Genomic DNA, 17,247 nt, shown 5'->3' on the forward strand with positions numbered 1-17,247 from the left:
GCTGACATCGTGCGCACCGCGTCCAGCGCGGTGCGCACGATGTCAGCTGCTACGTCCGGCTTCACCGGTGGCGATGCGGGCGCGGAGCCGGACATCGCTTCTTCGCCGTCGGTCTCCGGCGTGGCCGACGGCTGACTGCGCTGGTGCGGGGCATCCGAGAGGCGCGGATCGTCCTCGTCGGACGTCGTCTCGCTCGGCGTTGTGCTGCTGTCGGGGACGCGCATCAGCTTGGCGCGGCGGCCCGCATTTGCTGCTTCCTGCCTCTCCTCCGCCGCGGTGATGATCTCGTCGGCTTCCAACTCGGGTTCCTCCAAGCCGACGTTCACCGCGGTCGGGAGGAGGTACAGCCGATCGGAGGTCTTCAGCGCGGCCCAGATCCCGGCGGCCGCCTCCGCGCGGCCGTTGCTCAGCTCGGCGAAGCGGATCCGGGTGTTCAATCTGATTGCTGCCTCGTCCATCTCCTCCGTCAGTTCACGGGGCAGCGCACGGAAGGCGCGCACCAGTTCCCCGGCCTTGCGTTCGTTGAGCTGCAGACCCAGCCGGGTCAGCACCTCGACCCATGGCGCGGCGCAGGTCTGGTCGGTGCCACGGATCTTCTCCAGGGCCTGGAAGCGCTCCGCCGGATCCGGGATCGCGTAGACCTCCTGAGGAACGGGCTTGCCGGCCTTCAGGAGCTTTCCGACCAGAATCGCGCACCGCTGGTACAGCAGGGCGGCGGCCTGCTCGCCCGGCCTTAGGGGCTCGCGCGCGAAATTTTCCACGAAGCGCCACATGTGGCGCTCCTCGTCGGAGAGCGGGCCGGGGCAGATCACCGCGGGCAGGGCCGCGAAGTGCGGGTTGTCCGGCCGGTTGGTGGCGCCCCAGCGCATTGCCCGCAGCCGCCGCTCCCCGGTGACCAGCCGGATCGTCGGCGCCTTGCCGTCGACGACGATCTCCTCCGCCAGGACCGGCTCCAGTAGTCCGACGACGGATATCGAGGAGATGAGGTCCGCGATCTCGGACGGAGGAAGGGAATCGGAGGGATTGCGGGCCTGCGCCTCCGTGAACGGGGCGCCCGGCCCGCTCAGCGGCAGCATCTCGAATCGCCGCTGCCGCAACTTGACGCTGCGGTGCAGGATCTCGGTGAGCCGGATCATGCTCCCCCCGTCGGGCGGAGCCTCGATCGAGGTACTGGTCATCGCGCTGCTTCCTAGTGAAGGGCCGTTGGCCGCCGGCTACTTCGAGAGGTAGAGATCGGCGGGCGCCGGCCGGGCGGACGGCGTACCCCGCAGCAGAGGAGTGAAGATCGGGGCGCAGGGGCCGTGCTCCCGCAGCTGCTGCAGAGTGGTGACACCGATCGCCAGATCGCCCTTGAGCCGGCTGAGCCGGACGTCCGCGGCGGTGCGGGTGTAGAGGTCCTCGGTGCGCGCCGCCAGCCGCTGCGGCCTGGTGTCGGGTTGCCCGGCCCGGGGTGGCGCCGCGTCCAGGATCACCAGCACGCGGGGGAAGACCGGGTAGCTGTACATCCAGGACGGCCGGGTGGCGTTCACCAACCGGCGCCCCCGGTCCTGGCCCTGCGGGACGTACTCGTACAGCCGTCCGTAGGCGGCCAGCTTCGCCGCCAGCCGTGCGGAGGTCATCGTGGCCCGGTCGACCTCGATGAAGAAGCTCAGCATCGTGCGCTGCCCCCGTTCGATGTGCACGTAGTTCAACAGGGCATCGCTGATGACGTGGTCGTCCTCGAAACGCCGCTGACCGTCCCTGATGCGGTTGGCGACCTCAGGGGTCCAGTCAAGGGGGCCGCACTCGTGCCCCAGTCGGCGCGCGTGCTCGACGAAGGCAATGCCCACGTCGCTCACCGCGAGCGTGTGCGCCTGCCGCGCCCCGGCCACCGATTCCGGCGTCACCCGGTAGGGACGCACGGGCAGCTCGCCGGCCTCTTCGACGGACTCCGCCCCTGCTTCCGTGAGGAACCAAAGGTAGGGAAGACTCCGGACGCGCCCGGGACCGCCGCTGCCGTGTGCCCGCACGCGGCTGACCAGTCCCGCTTGCCGAAGCTCACCGAGCTGCTGGCGCAGGTATACGGGGCGCGGCGGCCGGCTCTCCGGCTCGGTGAGGAGCGTGTGCAGCTGCTGCGTGGACAGCACCCGGTGCTGGTACAGCAGTTCCAGGGCACGGCGCCCCATCACATGGAAGCTGCGACCGCTGAGCGGTACGGCAAGCGGGGATTCCGGACTGTACAAAGTCATCCCATCCTCGACTGGTGGAGGTCGGACGGGCGAACGCTGCCAGGCTCCTCACCTGTGGAAACGGGCCCTTCTCCACCGATGACCGTGCCTTCCTTGCCGTGGACGCGGGCTTGGGCCTCGGACTGCCCGGAAGGAGCGTCCGTCCCGCCGGCGCTGGAACCGGTGTTCCCCGGGGACGATGCATCCGGGGCAGGATCGGAGTGCTCGGAATCGGTGTCGTCCAACGGCTTGTCGAGGGTGGCGATGAACCGCGCCAGCTTCGTGTCGAGATGGCGCAGATCGGTGAGGATGGCGTGGACGGGGCGGCGGCCGAGGTTCTCGTCGATCGCCCTGCCGAGCCGTTCCTCGTTCTGCGGCCGGTAGTAGTCGGCGTACAGGTCCTCCACCGACGCACCGCGCACGCGGAAGGGATCGGTCTGGCCCTGGCCGAGGGTCACCGACATCACGTAGTGGAACCGGTTGAGCTGGGTGATCGTGTCGGGCGACACCTTCCTGCCCCAGCGGCGGGTCACCAGAGCCGCCTCGTCAACGTCGGACGCCGTCGTCGAGAGGATGGAGAGGTTCTGCAGCAGGCCCTGCCGGGTCGTTGGGCTCAGCCGCTGCGCCATCTGCGTCATCGCCAGCAGCTTCACGTGGTACTTCCGCAGCTGCTCCGTGATCTGAGCCAGCGTGCCCTTCGACGCGCCGTCCACGCTGGTCAGCTCGTCGATGAAGGCGAAGAAGTCGCGGCGCTCGTCGGGAGGAGTGTCACGCCGCGACAGGCCGGCCCGGAACAGGTCGTAGATCAGCAAAGAACTGATGATGCGGTCGACGTCACCGGTGCCGGCCGGGCACACGAAGACCACCTTGCCGGTGTCCATGGCGCGCCGGATGTCGTACGTCGACCTGCTCGAACCGAGGAATGCCTTGACCGCGTTGCTCGAGGACAAGCGCTCGATGATGCCGATGACGATGGGAACTGCTTCTTTGGAGTATCCGGGGAAGGTCTTCTCCCAGAAGTCCCGTATGTCCTTGGGTAGATACTCAAGAACCTTGGCCAGCCATACCTTGTCGGTGAGAATCGTCCGGATCTGGAAGACAGTGGGAGCCAGGTCCGGCCTCCCGGCCCGACACACCTGCCACGACAGGTGCACCAAGGACTCCACCGCACGCGTCAGAATGGTCTTGGCGCGAGCTGAGGCGTCGTTCCAGCCCACGGCTGCTGCGAAGCCGGTGACGATGTATTGGACGATGTCCGGGATCTCGGCCTCGCGCCGCCCTTCCATGGACAGGGGGTTCCAGGAGCCGACCATCTTGTCCAGGTCAGGGGAGGTCAGGTCGATCTCCCAGATCCGGTCGGCCAGCGCCTGGTGGGCGAGGTAGGGCCGTGCTCGTACCCAGCCGTCACCATGGGGGTCGAGGAAGAGCACACCGAAGCCGTTGTGGGCCAGGGCGATCGCCTGTACCAGTGACATCTCGGTTTTGCCGAAGCCCGACTTGCCGAGAAACAGCGCGAACAGCAGGTATTTCAGCGGGACCCCGGCCAGGCGTTCCCCGCCGCCGGCCTTGGCCACCCAGCCCAGGGGGAGCAGACCGCGCTGCCCCGTCCACGTCGGCAATGCGGCTGGCGGCGGCGGGACGACCCCGCCCGAACGGGCAATGTTGGCCGCACTGTTGTGCACGGTGGGCGGCTTGAGGAACCCGGCGATCTCCTGAGCGGTCACCCAGGAGTTGCGGCGCGGCGTGAACAGCCCTGTCTCGAAACGGCGATCAAAGCGACTCCGGTATATCCAGTGATCGGCCCGTACGCGGGTGATGCCCAGGTGAAGGCCGACGGGCCGGAGATAGTTGTCTCCGGACCACGGCTCCAGGGCGGCCAGGACCTGGTCGAGGAGCATCCGGGCCCGGTCGGCATCCTGGGCGCAGGTGCGGACGAGCAGCTGCAGGGAGAAGACCGGCTCGGTCCCCTGAGCGAGCTTGCCCAAGGCTGCCTTCGTGTCGGTCGAGCCGAGGGTACGCGAGCTGTTGGCGCGCTTGACCTGCTGGGCGTTGCCCTGGTTGCCCTTCATCTCGACCGCGATCTCGGACATGACCGAAGCTAGGTCGAATCCGAAACGGTTGGTGCGCTGGGGCATGCCGGGGTTCGCTGCTGCGCCTGCGGGGCTGCGGCGTGCCTGTGTCATCAGGCGCCTGCGCCGACTGGCGACGCGGGAGGGGGCGACGGGAACGAGGTCCAGGACGACGTCGGCGCTCTCGCCCAGGTCTTCGCGGACGTCGGCGACCGCGTTGGCCAGAGCCTCGAGCGGATCCGGCGTGAGCGGCACGTCGCGCAGGGCGAGGTGGTCGGGAAGTGCGAGGGCGAGTTCGGCCCGGGCGTAGTGCATCTGCGGGGCGGGCTCGTCTCTGGCGTCCGCCTCGGGCTTGACGAGGTCGACCGACGGCGCGGCGGTCAGGTCGGGTGCGGGAGTCATGATCTTTCCTGTTCTGCCGCGGGTCAGGACGGGTTCTGGGAGGCGAGCTGGATCTGGGGATGTTCGCGAGCGGCACGGCCGCTGGCCTCCACGGGCCGCATCTCGACCTGGGCGTAGCCCTGGTGGCGCAGTACCGACATCGCCTTCATGGGGCCCTCCACCCTCATGGACAGGGATCCGCCGGAGGAGGTGAAGCGGACACGGACCGCAGTGCCGCGGCATGAGGGCAGTAGCCAGCGCGAGACGCTCTTGTGAGCGCGGGCGATCTGGCGGCCGAATCGCACCACTTCTTCCGGCTTGGGGTCGAAGCCAGTGGTGGGCAGCACTTGCAGCGCTGTCCGCTCGGGCATCGGACGCCTGGACAGCCACCATCGGCCCGCACCGGCGACGACGCCGGCGCCGACGGCGATTAGGGCAACCCACCAGGCGTTGCGCAGTGCCCAGTCCGCCAGCCGTTCGGCATGGGCAGGAAGGTCCTGTACGACGCCGATCGCGCCGTCGATGAGGTCGGTCGTGATCATCGCCCACCACCCGAGGACGAGTTGGGCGACGTTCTGCCTCCGGCAGGGACGAATGCGAGGGAAAGCGGGAGCACGACGGCACCTCCAAGAGCAAACGGGTGTTTCGTCTGCTACAGGTGTCGTGGCCTGGCCCGGTGTGACATGCAGGGAGAACTTTCTCTGCCTGCAGTGGCAGGTCCGGCTCTATTTGACCTTTCTCGGGAAGGCGACGCGGTTCTCACCGAAGATGAAGTGAAGGAAGTCGGATCCCACCTCGTCGCCAGGACCCGCAGCGTGGTCTCTGCACCTGGGACGTGATCGAGGAGTTCGTCTTCAAGGTGGCCGAGGAAGGATGAGGGCATGCAGATGACGACGCTGGAAGAGCGGTCACAGGAATGGCAGGGCGAAGGGGGACCCACCGAGTGGGCCCAGGCTTGGGACCGTGCCCGTGAGCTGATCGGAACCCGTCTGGATTACTTCAACGAGCAGGACAGCGACGGCTCGACGGCTGACGGGGCGGCGGCGCTGGCGACCGGCCTGTACATCATCGCCCGCGTACAGCGCGTCGAGCCCGCCGCGGTGCCTCGGCAGGCCATCGACGACCTGATCGACAGGCGTCCCGGAGAGACCGACCAGGACATCGCGCGACGCTGGGAGGCTCACCTGGAGAATCTCGGCCACACCATCGGCGACGCCGACGATCCCGTCTCCTTCCGCTGGCGGGCCCTCCGCGTCGACCATGATCCCGATGACCGGTTCTGGGAGGACACGACCTTCCGCCGTGGCCCCGCCGTCCTTGAAGGCCTGCGCTACGTGCTCGGTCAGCACGTGGCACTGACCTTCTGATACTTGGGAGATACCTCCGGTGGGGAAAGCAGCGCAACGTCGGCGGAGCGGTCGACGAGGAGAGCGACGCCGACGGCCACTCTCCCTAACCTTCTGCGATATCGACTACGAACGGGGTTCCCGGGCACATGGACGTGGTGTCGCCGAAGCCCCGCCCGAGGGCTGGCTCATCGAACGCGCTGGCCTGGTTCACGCTGACTTCGACGGCGAACGCTTACGGATCACCGGTGACGAGCTCGTCACCGGGTGCCACCCCGCCGGCGCTCTGATCAACGCGCTGCACGGCAAACAGCTGGTCGTGGGCCACGGCATCCTCACCACAGACCTGCGGGCCGCGGCTATGGTCACCTCCATCCCCAGCCAGCTCTTGGACCGGACGATCGACACGCTTGCCTTTGCCCACCGCGTCCGCGGCGGCCCCTACCCAACCGGCTGCAACCTGGACGACCTCGTCAAGGAGAACCTGGGTGAGGTCCGCCGCAAGCCCCGCTTCCCGTCCTCCGCCCCCGGCCTGCGGCCCGGCGGCATCACTGGTATGTCGCCCGACCGGCACAACGCTGACCCCCGCGAAGACGCCGCACTCGTCGCCCGAGTCTGGGAAGCCATGGTCACCACCCGCACTCTCGCATGGGGCGCAGGGAAGCCGTCCTGGACCCACTACGAAGGCGACACCCGTCCCGGAACCCCCGCCGGATCCGCAGACCTCGATGCCGACCACATTGACGAACTCGTCGGAACAAAACCCCAGGTTGAGGCGGCAGAATGGGCCACCCGCATCCAGGCCGAGGGCCTCATCATGCGCCCCACCAGGCCGAACGGCGACGCACTGACGCTGGCCAATCTGGCCGCCGCCCACATCCCCGCCCCCGAACCGGTACGGCTCATCGCCGACATTCTCCAAGCCGCAGGAGAGATCCCGGCCGACCGCGTCCTGAAGGCCGAGGATCTCTACATGGCGTGTCAGTATCTCGGCGTTCAACAGAACAAAGACGTTCGCTACCGCGCCCTGACTGGCGACAATCTCACCAAGGTTCTGCGCGAACCCGTCGCATGGGCTCTCTGGCAACTCACACATCCGGAGTGGTCCGCCGCACAGCGGTACTGGCGAAAGGAAGCACAGACCTCCACGACGGCCTGCATCCGCCTTGAAGAGCTGAAGAAGGAGCGGGGACGCATCCGTGCGCGCCTCGCCACCCTCGTTAACTGAGAGTACGCGTGCCGGGACGCTGGCTCTGGCATCAAGTTCCCATCGGAGCAGATGAGTTGGCGAGATGTGGTGAGCTATCGTGGCAAATGTGTCTCGCTCGATTCTGATCCACGACGGCCAGACCTCCCGGGACATTGGCCTGGTGTACATCTGCTCGGGCTACCTCGTCGAGCGCGGCCAGGTGCTGCTCGTCCACCACAACCGCTTCGACAAATGGGTTCCGCCTGGCGGTCACATCGAGCCCGGCGAGTCGTTCGCTGGCACGGCGGTGCGCGAGTTCAAGGAAGAGACTGGCCTGCCGGTGGAGGCGCAATTGGAGGAGGTGCACGGCGCCGGGTGGTTCGGTCTAGACGACCTGGACGAACTGCCGACTTTCGAACAGGTTCGCTCCCTGGCGCGTTTTGCCCTGCTGAACTACCCGGTCGCTGGCGAGCGCGCCCAGGTGTAGTTGCCAGCTTCGCGGCACCGCCGCGTCTCGCTGGATGGCGATGGAGGTCTCGGACCTGTGCCGCGCTTGGTTATGCCGCGATTCCGAGTTCCGTGCGGGTTCGATGGATGAACTCGCGTACGGCATTCTCTCGCCGCCAAGGGGCGAGGGCGGTGGTGAACTCGCGGACGTAATCCTGGGCGCGGGCAGATTGGACACGGGCGAGGATGCCGACGGATCGGTTGCCGAGTTCGAGGCCATGGTCGAGGTCACGTGCCTGGAGGTGGGCGGTGCCGACGATGGCGAGCCGCATGCCGACCGATCGGGTGAACACGCCGGGCGGCATCGCGGCGGCCTGCTGGTTCCATGCCAGGGCCATCTTGGGGTTCTTCAGGTCGCGGAAGATTTCGGCGGCGTCCGCGGATAGCCGGGAGTGTGAGTAGAAGTCGATCCAGGCGGGTTCGTCACCGCTGTCCGCCCCGGCTTGGCCGAGGAGGCGCTCCGAGGCGGTGAGGGCATGGGAGGCGGCGCGGGGGTCGTTGGCGCGGGCGTGTGCGCGGGCTTCGATGAGTTTCGTGAACGCGAGCACTCTTGGTGCGGTGTGGCCCTTCGCACGGTTGAAGGCGCCCTGGGCCATGTCGATGGCCTCGGAGGTAAATCCGCGCATGAGGGACTGCATGGCCATGGTCGTCAAGACATAGCAGCCAAGCTGCATGTCGCCGCCGGCGCGGGCGAGGCTGAGGGCCTGGATGAAGTGCCGTTGTGCGGTGTCGTGTTGGCCGACATCGAAGGCAGTCCATCCGGCGAGCCGAGACAGTTCGGCAGTGACGGAGAACAGTTCGCGACCGACCTCGTCGGAAAAAGTGCCCTGCAAGAGCGGGGCAGCGCGGTGGTCGAGGCAGTGGGTAACGGAGTTGGCCTTCCAGTTGCCGCCGCCGTACTTGGAGTCCCAGCGTCTGGCATGGTCGGCGGCCTCGCGTAGTTCATCGAGGTCGCTCCGGCCGACTTGCTGCCCGCCGCAGCGGTCCGGGTTCTCGTCGGCGGGGGCGACGAGCCATCGGGTGACGGGCGTGGTGAAGGCGGAGGCGGCGAAGCCTGTTCCGGCCAGAAAGTTGCGGCGGTTCACGGAGCTCCAGAACAAAGTGGCGACGCGTACGGCGTCGGCGGGGTCCCTGGGGTAATCCAAGCCCACCGAGGCGTCGATTGTCTGCGCCTCACCCATTCCGATCTCGCTCAAGTTGACGGGGCGGCCGAGGCGTTCGCCGAGAGCCTGTGCCAACAGCTTCGGGATCGGCCATTTTGGCGTCATTCCGCGCTTGCACCAGTTCGCCACGGATGTGTGTGAGTAGTCCGTTTCTAACCCAGCCTGGTGGGCTAGTTGGTTGACGCGCAGGGCCAGTGCCTTGTGACTCGCTCTGCTGGTTTCGATGAGGCGGGCTAGGTCCGTATTGGGTGGACGGGTCCGGCGGGTCGGCGCTGCCACGTCCTGCCCCCTTGCCAGTGGTCGGATGGTTCCGGGTGCTGGGTCACCGAGGTATTGCCCTGCGGGCCCGCAGCGAACCGCGCATGCGAGTTGTGAGCCCCCTTGTGAGCCCTCCTTGCGATCCGCCGCGGCGGCTCTGATGAGAGTCCAGATCGCCGTCTGGAGGCAAGGCCCCGGCGGTGACTGTCAATGCATCGCCACATCACTCGGGGTGACATATGCGCGCTTTGAAAAGGCCGTTCGGAGCAGACCTCGACGGGTGTGAGAGGACCATCGCAGCGATCGGCTCCCTGCATCGGCACCCGACCGCTGCGGGGAGCGCTGACGTGAGTCTCCTGCGGGTCTTGGTAGTTGGCCAGGGATACGTGGGGCTGCCGCTCGCGGTACGCGCCGCCGAGGTGGGCCACCAGGTGGTGGGTTTCGACACCAGCGCGCAGCGGGCTGAGTCTCTGGCGTATGGAAGTTCGCCGGTCGAGGACGTCACCTCGGCGCAGCTGGGGCCGGTGCTGCGTGACGGTACGTACCGGCCCACTGCGTCACCGGACGATGCAGCGGGCTTCGACGTGGCAGTGATCGCGGTGCCGACACCGCTGCGTGAAGGCGTCCCCGACTTGTCGTACGTGCGCGCGGCCGGCCGGACCGTGGGCCGTTATCTGCGGGAGGGGGCGTTGGTGGTGCTGGAGTCCACCAGTTACCCCGGCACCACCCGAGACGTGTTGGGCGGCGTGCTGGAGGAGGTGTCCGGGCTGCGGATGGGCCGTCAGTTTGCCCTGGGGTTCAGCCCGGAACGGATCGACCCCGGCAACCAGCTGTGGACTCTCGCGACGACCCCGAAGATCGTGAGCGGCATCGACGCCGTGTCGCTGGAACGCACCGCCTCCTTCTACAGCGGTCTGGTCGAGCGTGTAGTCGCGATGGGCCGGTGCGAGGAGGCCGAACTCGCGAAGCTGTTGGAGAACACCTTCAGGACCGTGAACATCGCACTGGTCAACGAACTGGACGAGGTCGCCCGCGACATCGGCCTGGACTTGCGTGCGGCGCTGGAGGGCGCTGCCACCAAACCGTTCGGCTTCATGCGCTTCGACCCCGGCCCCGGCATCGGCGGTCACTGCCTGCCGATCGACCCGGTGTACCTGTCGTGGTGGGCGGCTCAAGCACGCGGCCGGGGCTCACGTCTGATCGACCTCGCGCAGCAGATCAATGGCGCCCGTCCCGCCTACGTGGTGGACCGGGTGGACGAGCACCTCGCCACCCGGGGCCGGCCGCTGGACGGCGCACGAGTGCTGTTGCTGGGCCTGGCCTACAAACCCGGCAGCAGCGACCTGCGCGAGTCCCCAGCGCTCGAGGTGGCCCACCTCCTCGCCGCCCGCGGCGCGCAGGTCAGCGCAGCAGACCCCCACGTCGACCCGGCCGCCGACCCGGCCGTACTCAACGGCGTACGACTCGCCTTCGCGAGCGACGACGAACTGACCGCTGCGGACGCCGTGGTGTTGCTCACCGACCACGAGGGCTTCGACTACGACCGCGTAGTCGCCCGTTCCCCCTTCGTGCTGGACTGCCGGGGACGCCTGGCGGACCGACTCGCCGCCACCGTGGAGCAGTTGTGAACGGCGGACTGCGGATCGTTGTCACCGGCGGGGCCGGGTTCATCGGGTCGAACCTGGTCTCCTGGCTGCTGCGGCGTCCGGCGATCGGCCGGGTCACCGTCGTGGACGACCTGTCCACCGGCAGTACGAGCCTGCTCGGCGGCGATCTCGCGGACGTCGACTTCCGGCGGGGGAGTGTCCTCGACGCGGACCTCCTCGATGCGGCGATGGCTGGCGCGGACGCGGTGGTGCATCTGGCCGCGCTGCCGTCCGTCCCGCGCTCGGTCGCCGACCCCATGACCACCCACCACGTGAACGCGACCGGCACGCTCCAGGTTCTGGAGGCCGCGCGCCGCGCCGGCGGGCCGCTGGTGGTGGCGGCGTCCTCGTCGTCCGTCTACGGCGCCCAGCCGGTCCTGCCCAAGGTCGAGACGAGCCGGGCGATGCCGCTCAGCCCGTACGCGGTGTCGAAGCTGGCGACGGAGGCGTACCTCGGCTCCTACTCCGCCTGCTACGGGCTCCCGGTGCTGCCGCTGCGGTTCTTCAACGTGTTCGGGCCCCGGCAGCGGGCCGGTCACCCGTACGCGGCCGTCGTCCCGGTCTGGATCGACGCCGCCCTGTCCGGCCGCCCGGTCCCCGTCCACGGCGACGGCTCGCAGACCCGCGACCTGACCTGTGTGGACACGGTGTGCGAGGTGATCACGACAGCGATCACCGGCCGGGTGGTCTCGCCGTGGCCGGTCAACCTCGCACTCGGCACCCGGACCTCGCTGCTGGACCTGGCCCGTGTGTTGGGCGAGGTCCTCGGCTCCGGCCTGCGGGTCGAGCACGGACCTCCCCGGCCCGGCGACGTGTCCCACTCCCAGGCCGACCCCGCCCGGCTGCTGGAACTGTTCCCCGGGACGCGCGCGGTCGCGCTGCGGGAAGGCCTGGAGCGCACGGTCGCCTGGCACCGCGAGCAGCACCCCGCCACCCGCTCGTCCACCGAGGCCGGGGGCAGCCGGTGAACATCCTGATGTACCACCTGGTGCAGGACCTGCCCGGCCCGATGGCCGTGCCACCCGGCCACTTCCGGGAGCAGATGGAACTGCTGGCCGACGGCCCTTACACCGTGGTCACCGAGGACGACCTGCACACGATGCTCGACCGCGGCGTGCCCCTGCCGGCGAACGCCGTGCTCATCACCTTCGACGACGGCTACGCCAACACCGTCACCACCGCGCTGCCGGTGCTGGACCGGTACAGGCTGCCCGCGCTGATGGCGGTGTGCGGCGGCTACCTCGGCGCCGAGCGGCCCCGCCACGTACCGCATCCGGTGCAGGAGATGGCCGACCTCGACCAAATACAGCTGTGGGCGGCGTCCGGCCGAGCCGTCGCCGCCCACAGCTACACCCACCGCAACCTCACCTCCCTCAGCGACCGGGCGCTGGACTGGCAGACGGCCGGCGACCACGAGGTCCTCACCGACCTCCTGGGCCGCCCGCCGCGCACCTTCGCCTACCCGTACGGCGCGTACGACGCCCGCGTACAGCGGGCCGTGGCCGCGCGGTATCCGCTGGCGCTGGCCACCGACGACCACCACCCACCCGACCTGAGCCACCCGTACGCGCTGTCCCGGATTCAGGTCGATCCCGGCTGGAGCCTGCACGCCTTCCGTACGGCCCTGGACAGCCACACCGCCCCCGCCGCCGCGCAGCAGGCCGCCCGCACGGCCGACGCCCTCATCCGCACCACGCCCGAGGAGCCCCGCCGATGACGAACACCGACGCCCGCACGATCGCCCTGTACTGGCACAACGGCCGTTCCCTCGGGCACACCTCCCGCACCGCGAAGGTCGCCCAGTACCTGCTGCGCTCACCGCACCCGTACTCGATCGCGGGGATCACCGGCGCCTACCGCGGCCTGGACCTCCTCCCGCCGGAGGTGGACGTCGTCAAGATCCCCTCCTTCGCGAACTTCGACGACCCCGACGGGTGGAACCTCCGCGCGCGCCTGGCCCTGGACACCGACGCCCTCCACCGGGCGCGGACCGACCTCATCACGACGTTCCTCGGCCACTACCGGCCCGAGGTGCTGATGACCGATCACATCCCCCGCGGCACGGACGACGAACTCGTGCCCGCGCTCGAGGCCCGCTACGCCGAGCACGCCGTGCTGAGCCTGCGCGGTGTGCTGTTCGACCGGGACAAGACGCTGCGGAAGTACTTCGGGAACCCGGGCCGCGGCCCGTGGGTGCTGGACCACTACTGCCAGTTCAACGTGCACACCCACCCCGAGATCTTCGACCTCGCGGACTATTACAAGATCCCGCAGGAGGCCGCCGACCGCCTCCACTACACCGGCTACCTCGCGGAGCCGTACACGGTGACCCGCGACCAGGCGCGCGAGCAGATCGGCGTCGGCCGGGACGAACGGCTGATCGTCGCCGCGATGGGCGGCGGCCAGGGTGCCGGGGACATCTGGCGGGCCCTGGCGACCGCGCTGCGCGGACGCCGCACCCAGTTCGACCGGGTCCTGCTGGTCACCGGCCCCTATCTGGAACCCGCGGACCGGCGGGCCCTGGCGCAGTTGTGGGCGGACGACCCGTTCGTGGAGATCCGGACGTACGAGCCGGACCTGCTGCCGTGGATGCGGGCCTGCGACCTGTTCGTCGGCGCGGCCGGCTCGAACATGCTGGGGGAGGTGCTGGCCACCCGGGCCAACGCGATCGCCATCCCCCGCCAGGTCAGGGAGAGCGAACAGCTCGTCCACTCCCGGCGCCTGGACGACCTGGGCCTGCTGAGGAAAGTCGATCTCCCGGACGCCCTCGGTGGTGCGCTCACCGACGCGGTGGCCCTCGCCCTCGCCGAGCCGCTGTCCCCGGACGGCACCCGCTACCTCTGGGACGGCGGCGCCTACGACCGCCATCTCCCCGGCGGCCCGGGCGGCACCGCCTGCGCCTGCACCACGACCCCGGCCACCACTGCCGTGGGAGGTCACGCGTGAGCGGCACCGGGTGTGCGGTCGTGCACTCCGGCACGGTGGTCCATCCGGCCCCCGGGCGCGGAGACGGCGGGGACGTGGTGATCTGCGGGGGCATCGTGAGATCCGCCTGCCCCCACGATCCGGTACCGGTCGACGCCGACGGACTGCTGGTCACCCCCGGCCTGGTGGACATCCACGTCCACGGCGCCGCAGGCCACGACCTGACCGAGCCCGAGCCCGCCGCCTGGCGGCAAGTCCTCGACACGCACCTGTCCGCCGGCACGACCACCGTGCTCGCCACCCTGGCGAGCACCTCCCCCCAGCGGACGGCCGCCGCACTGGCCACCGCCGCCGCCCTGATCTCCCGCAGGCACGCCCCGACGCTCGCCGGGGTCCACCTCGAAGGCCCGTGCCTCGCCCCCGAGCAGCGCGGCGCACACGATCCCGCCCACCTGCGTACGCCACGGCAACTCCTGGGGGAGCTGACGCCGCTGCCGCCGGCCCTGCGCATGGTGACCCTCGCTCCGGAACTCCCGGGCGCCGACGCACTGATCACCCACCTCGTCCACGGAGGCGTACGGGTGTCCGCCGGGCACAGCGCCGCCACCGGCGAGGACCTGGCCGAGGCCCACTGGCTCGGCCTCAGCCACCTCGCGCACCTGTGGAGCGGCCAGTCCACCCTGACCCGCCCCGCCCTGCACCGGGTCCCTGGCCTGCTGGAGTACTCGCTCGCCTCCGACGAGGTGACCGCCGAGGTCATCGCGGACGGCCACCACCTGCCCGCCACCCTGCTGACCATCGCCCTGCGCTGCCTGGGGCCCGAACGGCTGTGCCTAGTCTCCGACGCCACCGCCGGGATGGGCCTCGCCCCGGGTGCCACGTTCCGCACCGGGGCGAGCCGCGGACGCGTCCACGACGGCTACGCCGCCACCACCGACCACACCAGCCTGTGCGGCGGCGTCACCCCGCTGGCGGCAGGCGTGGCCCGGATGCGGGAGCTGACCGGCGCCCCCGTCGAGGACGTGCTGACGATGGCGACCGCCACCCCCGCCCGCGCGGCGGGCCTGTACCCGCGCAAGGGCAGCCTGCTGCCCGGCGCGGACGGCGACGTCGTCCTGTTCAGTCCCGACCTGAGCGTGCGGGCGGTCGTGCTCGGCGGACGCCTGATCACCTCCGCCGACGCGGAGCCGGTCCGGTGACGGGGCCGCTGCGGGTGGTGCTGATCGGCGCCGGCTTACGGGCGCGGAAGGTCTACGGCCCCTGGCTGTCCGGCCGCCCGCCCTACCAGGACCAGCCTGTGAGGGCGCTGGCCGTGGTGGACACCGATTCCCGGGCCGCCCGCGAGGTGGCCGCCCACCTGCCGGACGCGGCACCCGCCCGCCCGCAGGACCTGGACCGCATCCTCGCGGACGGCCCCGACCTGGTGGTCGTCGCCACCCCCGACGCCTCCCACTACGACTACGCCGCGCAGGCCCTCGCCGCGGGCATCGCGACCCTGGTGGAGAAGCCGCTGGCGACCACCACCGAGGACGCCTTCGCCCTCGTCCACGCCGACGCGGCCTCGCCCGGACGCCTGCTGGTCGGCCACAACCTCCGCTTCACCAACCTCCACCGCAAGGTCCACGCCCTCCTGACAGGCGGACACATCGGCACCGTGACCGGCGCCGACTTCCACTACACGCTCAGCGCCTCGCACACCCGCAGCTACTACACCCGCTGGCACCGCGTACGCGCCGCCTCCGGCGGCCTGGAGGTCACCAAGGCGTGCCATCACCTGGACCTGCTGGCCTGGTGGCTCGACGCCCAGCCGTCCGCGGTCACCGCAGAGTTCGAGCGCCGCCACCACCTCCCCGGCACCGACGGCATCCCGGCCGACGCCGACATCCACGACAGCCTCCACGCCCTGATCGAGTACACCTCCGGCGCCACCGCCCGCTACACGCTGACCCCCAACGCCCCCACCGAGGGCTACACATGCACCCTCACCGGCACCGCAGGGGTCTGCACCGTCCGCTACGACGCCCGCTCCGGGCCCCACACAGTGCACCTCCACACCGGATCCGGCGGCGGCACGCCCCAGCAGGTGGCCCGGGAGGACGGAACCCACGCGGGCGCGGACCACCGGATGCTCACCGCCCTGACCCACGTGCTCCGGCAACCACCCGGCGCGCCCGCGCAGTTCGCCACCCCGGCCGAGGCGGCGCTCGCCGTCGCCACCGGCACCGCCATGTACGACTCCAGCCGCCGGGGCCGCCGCCTGCCGGTACCCCAGCCCCGAACAGGAGAGCCGCGATGACCCCAGCCACCGTCCGCACCCCCAACGGCCTGGACCTGACCCGCCACCGTCTCGCCCCGGGCGCACGCCTCGACCTGGACGCCCGCCCCGAGCAGGAGAGCGCGCTGATCCTGCTCGGCGGGCAGCTCACCGCCGCGCTGCCCGACGGCGACCACACAGCCGAACGCCCGGACCCCTTCACCGCGCCGGCGGCGGGCTGGTACCTGCCGCCCGGCACGGCCCTTACCGCGACGGCCGGCCCCGACGGCGCGGACGCGGTCGAGGTGCACGCCCCGCTCACCGGGCGCCCGCCCGAGACCACGGAGGTCACCGCGATCACCGCGCCCGAGCGGGAGGTCCGCGGCCACGGATCGTTCGAACGGCACGTCACCACCCTGCTGACACCGCCGCGCACGTCCGGGCTGCTGCTCGGCGAAACCCTCGCCCTCGACGGCCGCTGGTCCACCTACCCGCCCCACCGCCACCAGCACAGCAACCCGCCGCACGAGACCGAACTCCAGGAAGTGTTCGCCTTCCGGGTCCACCCCGCGAGCGGCTTCGGGGTCCTCCTCACCTACGACGACGGCGTCCGCGACGCCCACCCCACGGTGATCACCGACACGTCCCTGGCCGCCGTCCCCAGCGGCTACCACACCATCGCCGCCGCCGGCGGCCACGACCTCTACTACCTGTGGGCCGCGCACGGCACCAGCGACACGCACCTGGCCCTGCACACCGACCCGGCCCACGCCTGGCTCCTCGACTCCTGACCGTACGACCAGTCCGTCCATCCGCGATGAAGGGAAACCACCCGTGAGCACACCGTCCCTCAACACCTCCGCCGCCCAGGGACTCGCCGTCGTCACCGGCGCCAGCGTCGGGATCGGCCGGGCGAGCGCCGAGGCCCTGGAGAAGGCCGGATACGCGGTCATCGCCGCCTCCCGCCGTCTGACCACCGTGGCGTCGGCGGCCACCGGCATCACCACCCACCAGCTGGACGTCACCGACGCCGACTCGGTGGCCGCGCTGGAGCGCACCGTCGCCGCCCACCCCCTCCCGCTGACCCTGCTGGTGAACAACGCCGGCATCCCCACCCACGCCGCCACGATCGCCGACAGCGACATCACCGACTGGCGCGCCACCTACGACACCAACGTCATCGGCGTCGTCCAGACGACCCAGGCCCTGCTGCCCTACCTGATCCGCAACCGCGGCGACGTCCAGTTCATCGGCTCCACCGTCGGCCGCGTCGGCTACGAGCGCGGCCGACGGTGGAGCCGA

Annotated in this window: 16 protein-coding genes; 11 read left to right on the plus strand and 5 right to left on the minus strand. The window is 70.2% G+C overall.

Annotated features, from left to right (window positions below; translation table 11 throughout):
• The 4 genes from AOK08_RS26645 to AOK08_RS26660 all read right to left on the minus strand — a co-directional run.
• The coding region (locus AOK08_RS26645) for a ParB/RepB/Spo0J family partition protein (RefSeq protein WP_055530660.1) at window positions 1-1,178 on the minus strand (1,178 nt) is incomplete at its 3' end.
• Between the two features lie 36 nt (window positions 1,179-1,214).
• Entirely contained in the window at window positions 1,215-2,228 is a 1,014-nt protein-coding gene (locus tag AOK08_RS26650; protein WP_055530662.1) for a replication-relaxation family protein, read from the minus strand.
• Window positions 2,225-4,678 carry a type IV secretory system conjugative DNA transfer family protein gene (locus tag AOK08_RS26655; protein WP_055530664.1) on the minus strand — a complete coding sequence of 818 codons (2,454 nt, stop codon included), beginning with the start codon at window positions 4,676-4,678 and terminating at the stop codon, window positions 2,225-2,227. The genes AOK08_RS26650 and AOK08_RS26655 overlap by 4 nt, the downstream gene beginning before the upstream one ends.
• A 23-nt stretch (window positions 4,679-4,701) precedes the next feature.
• On the minus strand, window positions 4,702-5,199 hold the full coding sequence (locus AOK08_RS26660; protein WP_055530666.1) for a hypothetical protein: 498 nt from the start codon (window positions 5,197-5,199) through the stop codon (window positions 4,702-4,704).
• A gap of 339 nt (window positions 5,200-5,538) precedes the next feature.
• Between AOK08_RS26660 and AOK08_RS26665 the strand changes: the two genes are divergently transcribed.
• From AOK08_RS26665 to AOK08_RS26675, 3 genes are all read left to right on the plus strand, one after another.
• Window positions 5,539-6,024 carry a hypothetical protein gene (locus AOK08_RS26665; protein ID WP_055530668.1) on the plus strand — a complete coding sequence of 162 codons (486 nt, stop codon included), beginning with the start codon at window positions 5,539-5,541 and terminating at the stop codon, window positions 6,022-6,024.
• A gap of 19 nt (window positions 6,025-6,043) precedes the next feature.
• Window positions 6,044-7,231, plus strand: a complete 1,188-nt coding sequence (locus AOK08_RS26670; protein WP_157876806.1) for a hypothetical protein — start codon at window positions 6,044-6,046, stop codon at window positions 7,229-7,231.
• Between the two features lie 88 nt (window positions 7,232-7,319).
• Entirely contained in the window at window positions 7,320-7,679 is a 360-nt protein-coding gene (locus tag AOK08_RS26675; protein WP_055530672.1) for an NUDIX domain-containing protein, read from the plus strand.
• 70 nt (window positions 7,680-7,749) lie between these two features.
• On the opposite strand, the gene AOK08_RS26680 is transcribed toward AOK08_RS26675, so the two are convergent.
• Window positions 7,750-9,141, minus strand: a complete 1,392-nt coding sequence (locus AOK08_RS26680; RefSeq protein ID WP_055530673.1) for an NsdA family TPR-like regulatory protein — start codon at window positions 9,139-9,141, stop codon at window positions 7,750-7,752.
• Between the two features lie 335 nt (window positions 9,142-9,476).
• On the opposite strand from AOK08_RS26680, the gene AOK08_RS26685 reads away from it, so the two are divergent.
• The 8 genes from AOK08_RS26685 to AOK08_RS26720 form a co-directional block, all read left to right on the plus strand.
• Entirely contained in the window at window positions 9,477-10,748 is a 1,272-nt protein-coding gene (locus tag AOK08_RS26685; protein ID WP_055530686.1) for a nucleotide sugar dehydrogenase, read from the plus strand.
• Window positions 10,745-11,734, plus strand: coding sequence for an NAD-dependent epimerase/dehydratase family protein (locus AOK08_RS26690; RefSeq protein ID WP_338400154.1), 990 nt, complete (start codon window positions 10,745-10,747; stop codon window positions 11,732-11,734). Before AOK08_RS26685 ends, AOK08_RS26690 begins: the two co-directional genes overlap by 4 nt.
• Entirely contained in the window at window positions 11,731-12,483 is a 753-nt protein-coding gene (locus AOK08_RS26695; RefSeq protein ID WP_055530675.1) for a polysaccharide deacetylase family protein, read from the plus strand. Before AOK08_RS26690 ends, AOK08_RS26695 begins: the two co-directional genes overlap by 4 nt.
• The gene (locus AOK08_RS48490; protein WP_055530677.1) at window positions 12,480-13,712 is read left to right on the plus strand and encodes a glycosyltransferase family protein; all 1,233 of its coding nucleotides are present in this window, start codon (window positions 12,480-12,482) and stop codon (window positions 13,710-13,712) included. The genes AOK08_RS26695 and AOK08_RS48490 overlap by 4 nt, the downstream gene beginning before the upstream one ends.
• A complete protein-coding gene (locus AOK08_RS26705; RefSeq protein WP_055530679.1) occupies window positions 13,709-14,890 on the plus strand; it encodes an N-acetylglucosamine-6-phosphate deacetylase in 1,182 nt (393 codons plus the stop codon). The genes AOK08_RS48490 and AOK08_RS26705 overlap by 4 nt, the downstream gene beginning before the upstream one ends.
• On the plus strand, window positions 14,887-15,987 hold the full coding sequence (locus AOK08_RS26710; RefSeq protein WP_055530681.1) for a Gfo/Idh/MocA family protein: 1,101 nt from the start codon (window positions 14,887-14,889) through the stop codon (window positions 15,985-15,987). The genes AOK08_RS26705 and AOK08_RS26710 overlap by 4 nt, the downstream gene beginning before the upstream one ends.
• Entirely contained in the window at window positions 15,984-16,736 is a 753-nt protein-coding gene (locus tag AOK08_RS26715) for a 5-deoxy-glucuronate isomerase (RefSeq protein WP_055530684.1), read from the plus strand. Before AOK08_RS26710 ends, AOK08_RS26715 begins: the two co-directional genes overlap by 4 nt.
• Window positions 16,737-16,779: 43 nt before the next feature.
• A partial coding sequence (locus AOK08_RS26720) for an SDR family oxidoreductase (protein WP_198539404.1) occupies window positions 16,780-17,247 on the plus strand: 468 nt, incomplete at its 3' end.

The organism is Streptomyces graminilatus (assembly GCF_001418565.1).
Lineage (GTDB): Bacteria > Actinomycetota > Actinomycetes > Streptomycetales > Streptomycetaceae > Streptomyces > Streptomyces graminilatus.

Coding starts and splice junctions, on each gene's coding strand:
- AOK08_RS48490 (WP_055530677.1), top strand. CDS start 12,480: ATGACGAACACCGACGCCCGCACGATCGCCCTGTACTGGCACAACGGC.
- AOK08_RS26660 (WP_055530666.1), bottom strand. CDS start 5,199: ATGATCACGACCGACCTCATCGACGGCGCGATCGGCGTCGTACAGGAC.
- AOK08_RS26715 (WP_055530684.1), top strand. CDS start 15,984: ATGACCCCAGCCACCGTCCGCACCCCCAACGGCCTGGACCTGACCCGC.
- AOK08_RS26650 (WP_055530662.1), bottom strand. CDS start 2,228: ATGACTTTGTACAGTCCGGAATCCCCGCTTGCCGTACCGCTCAGCGGT.
- AOK08_RS26655 (WP_055530664.1), bottom strand. CDS start 4,678: ATGACTCCCGCACCCGACCTGACCGCCGCGCCGTCGGTCGACCTCGTC.
- AOK08_RS26665 (WP_055530668.1), top strand. CDS start 5,539: ATGCAGATGACGACGCTGGAAGAGCGGTCACAGGAATGGCAGGGCGAA.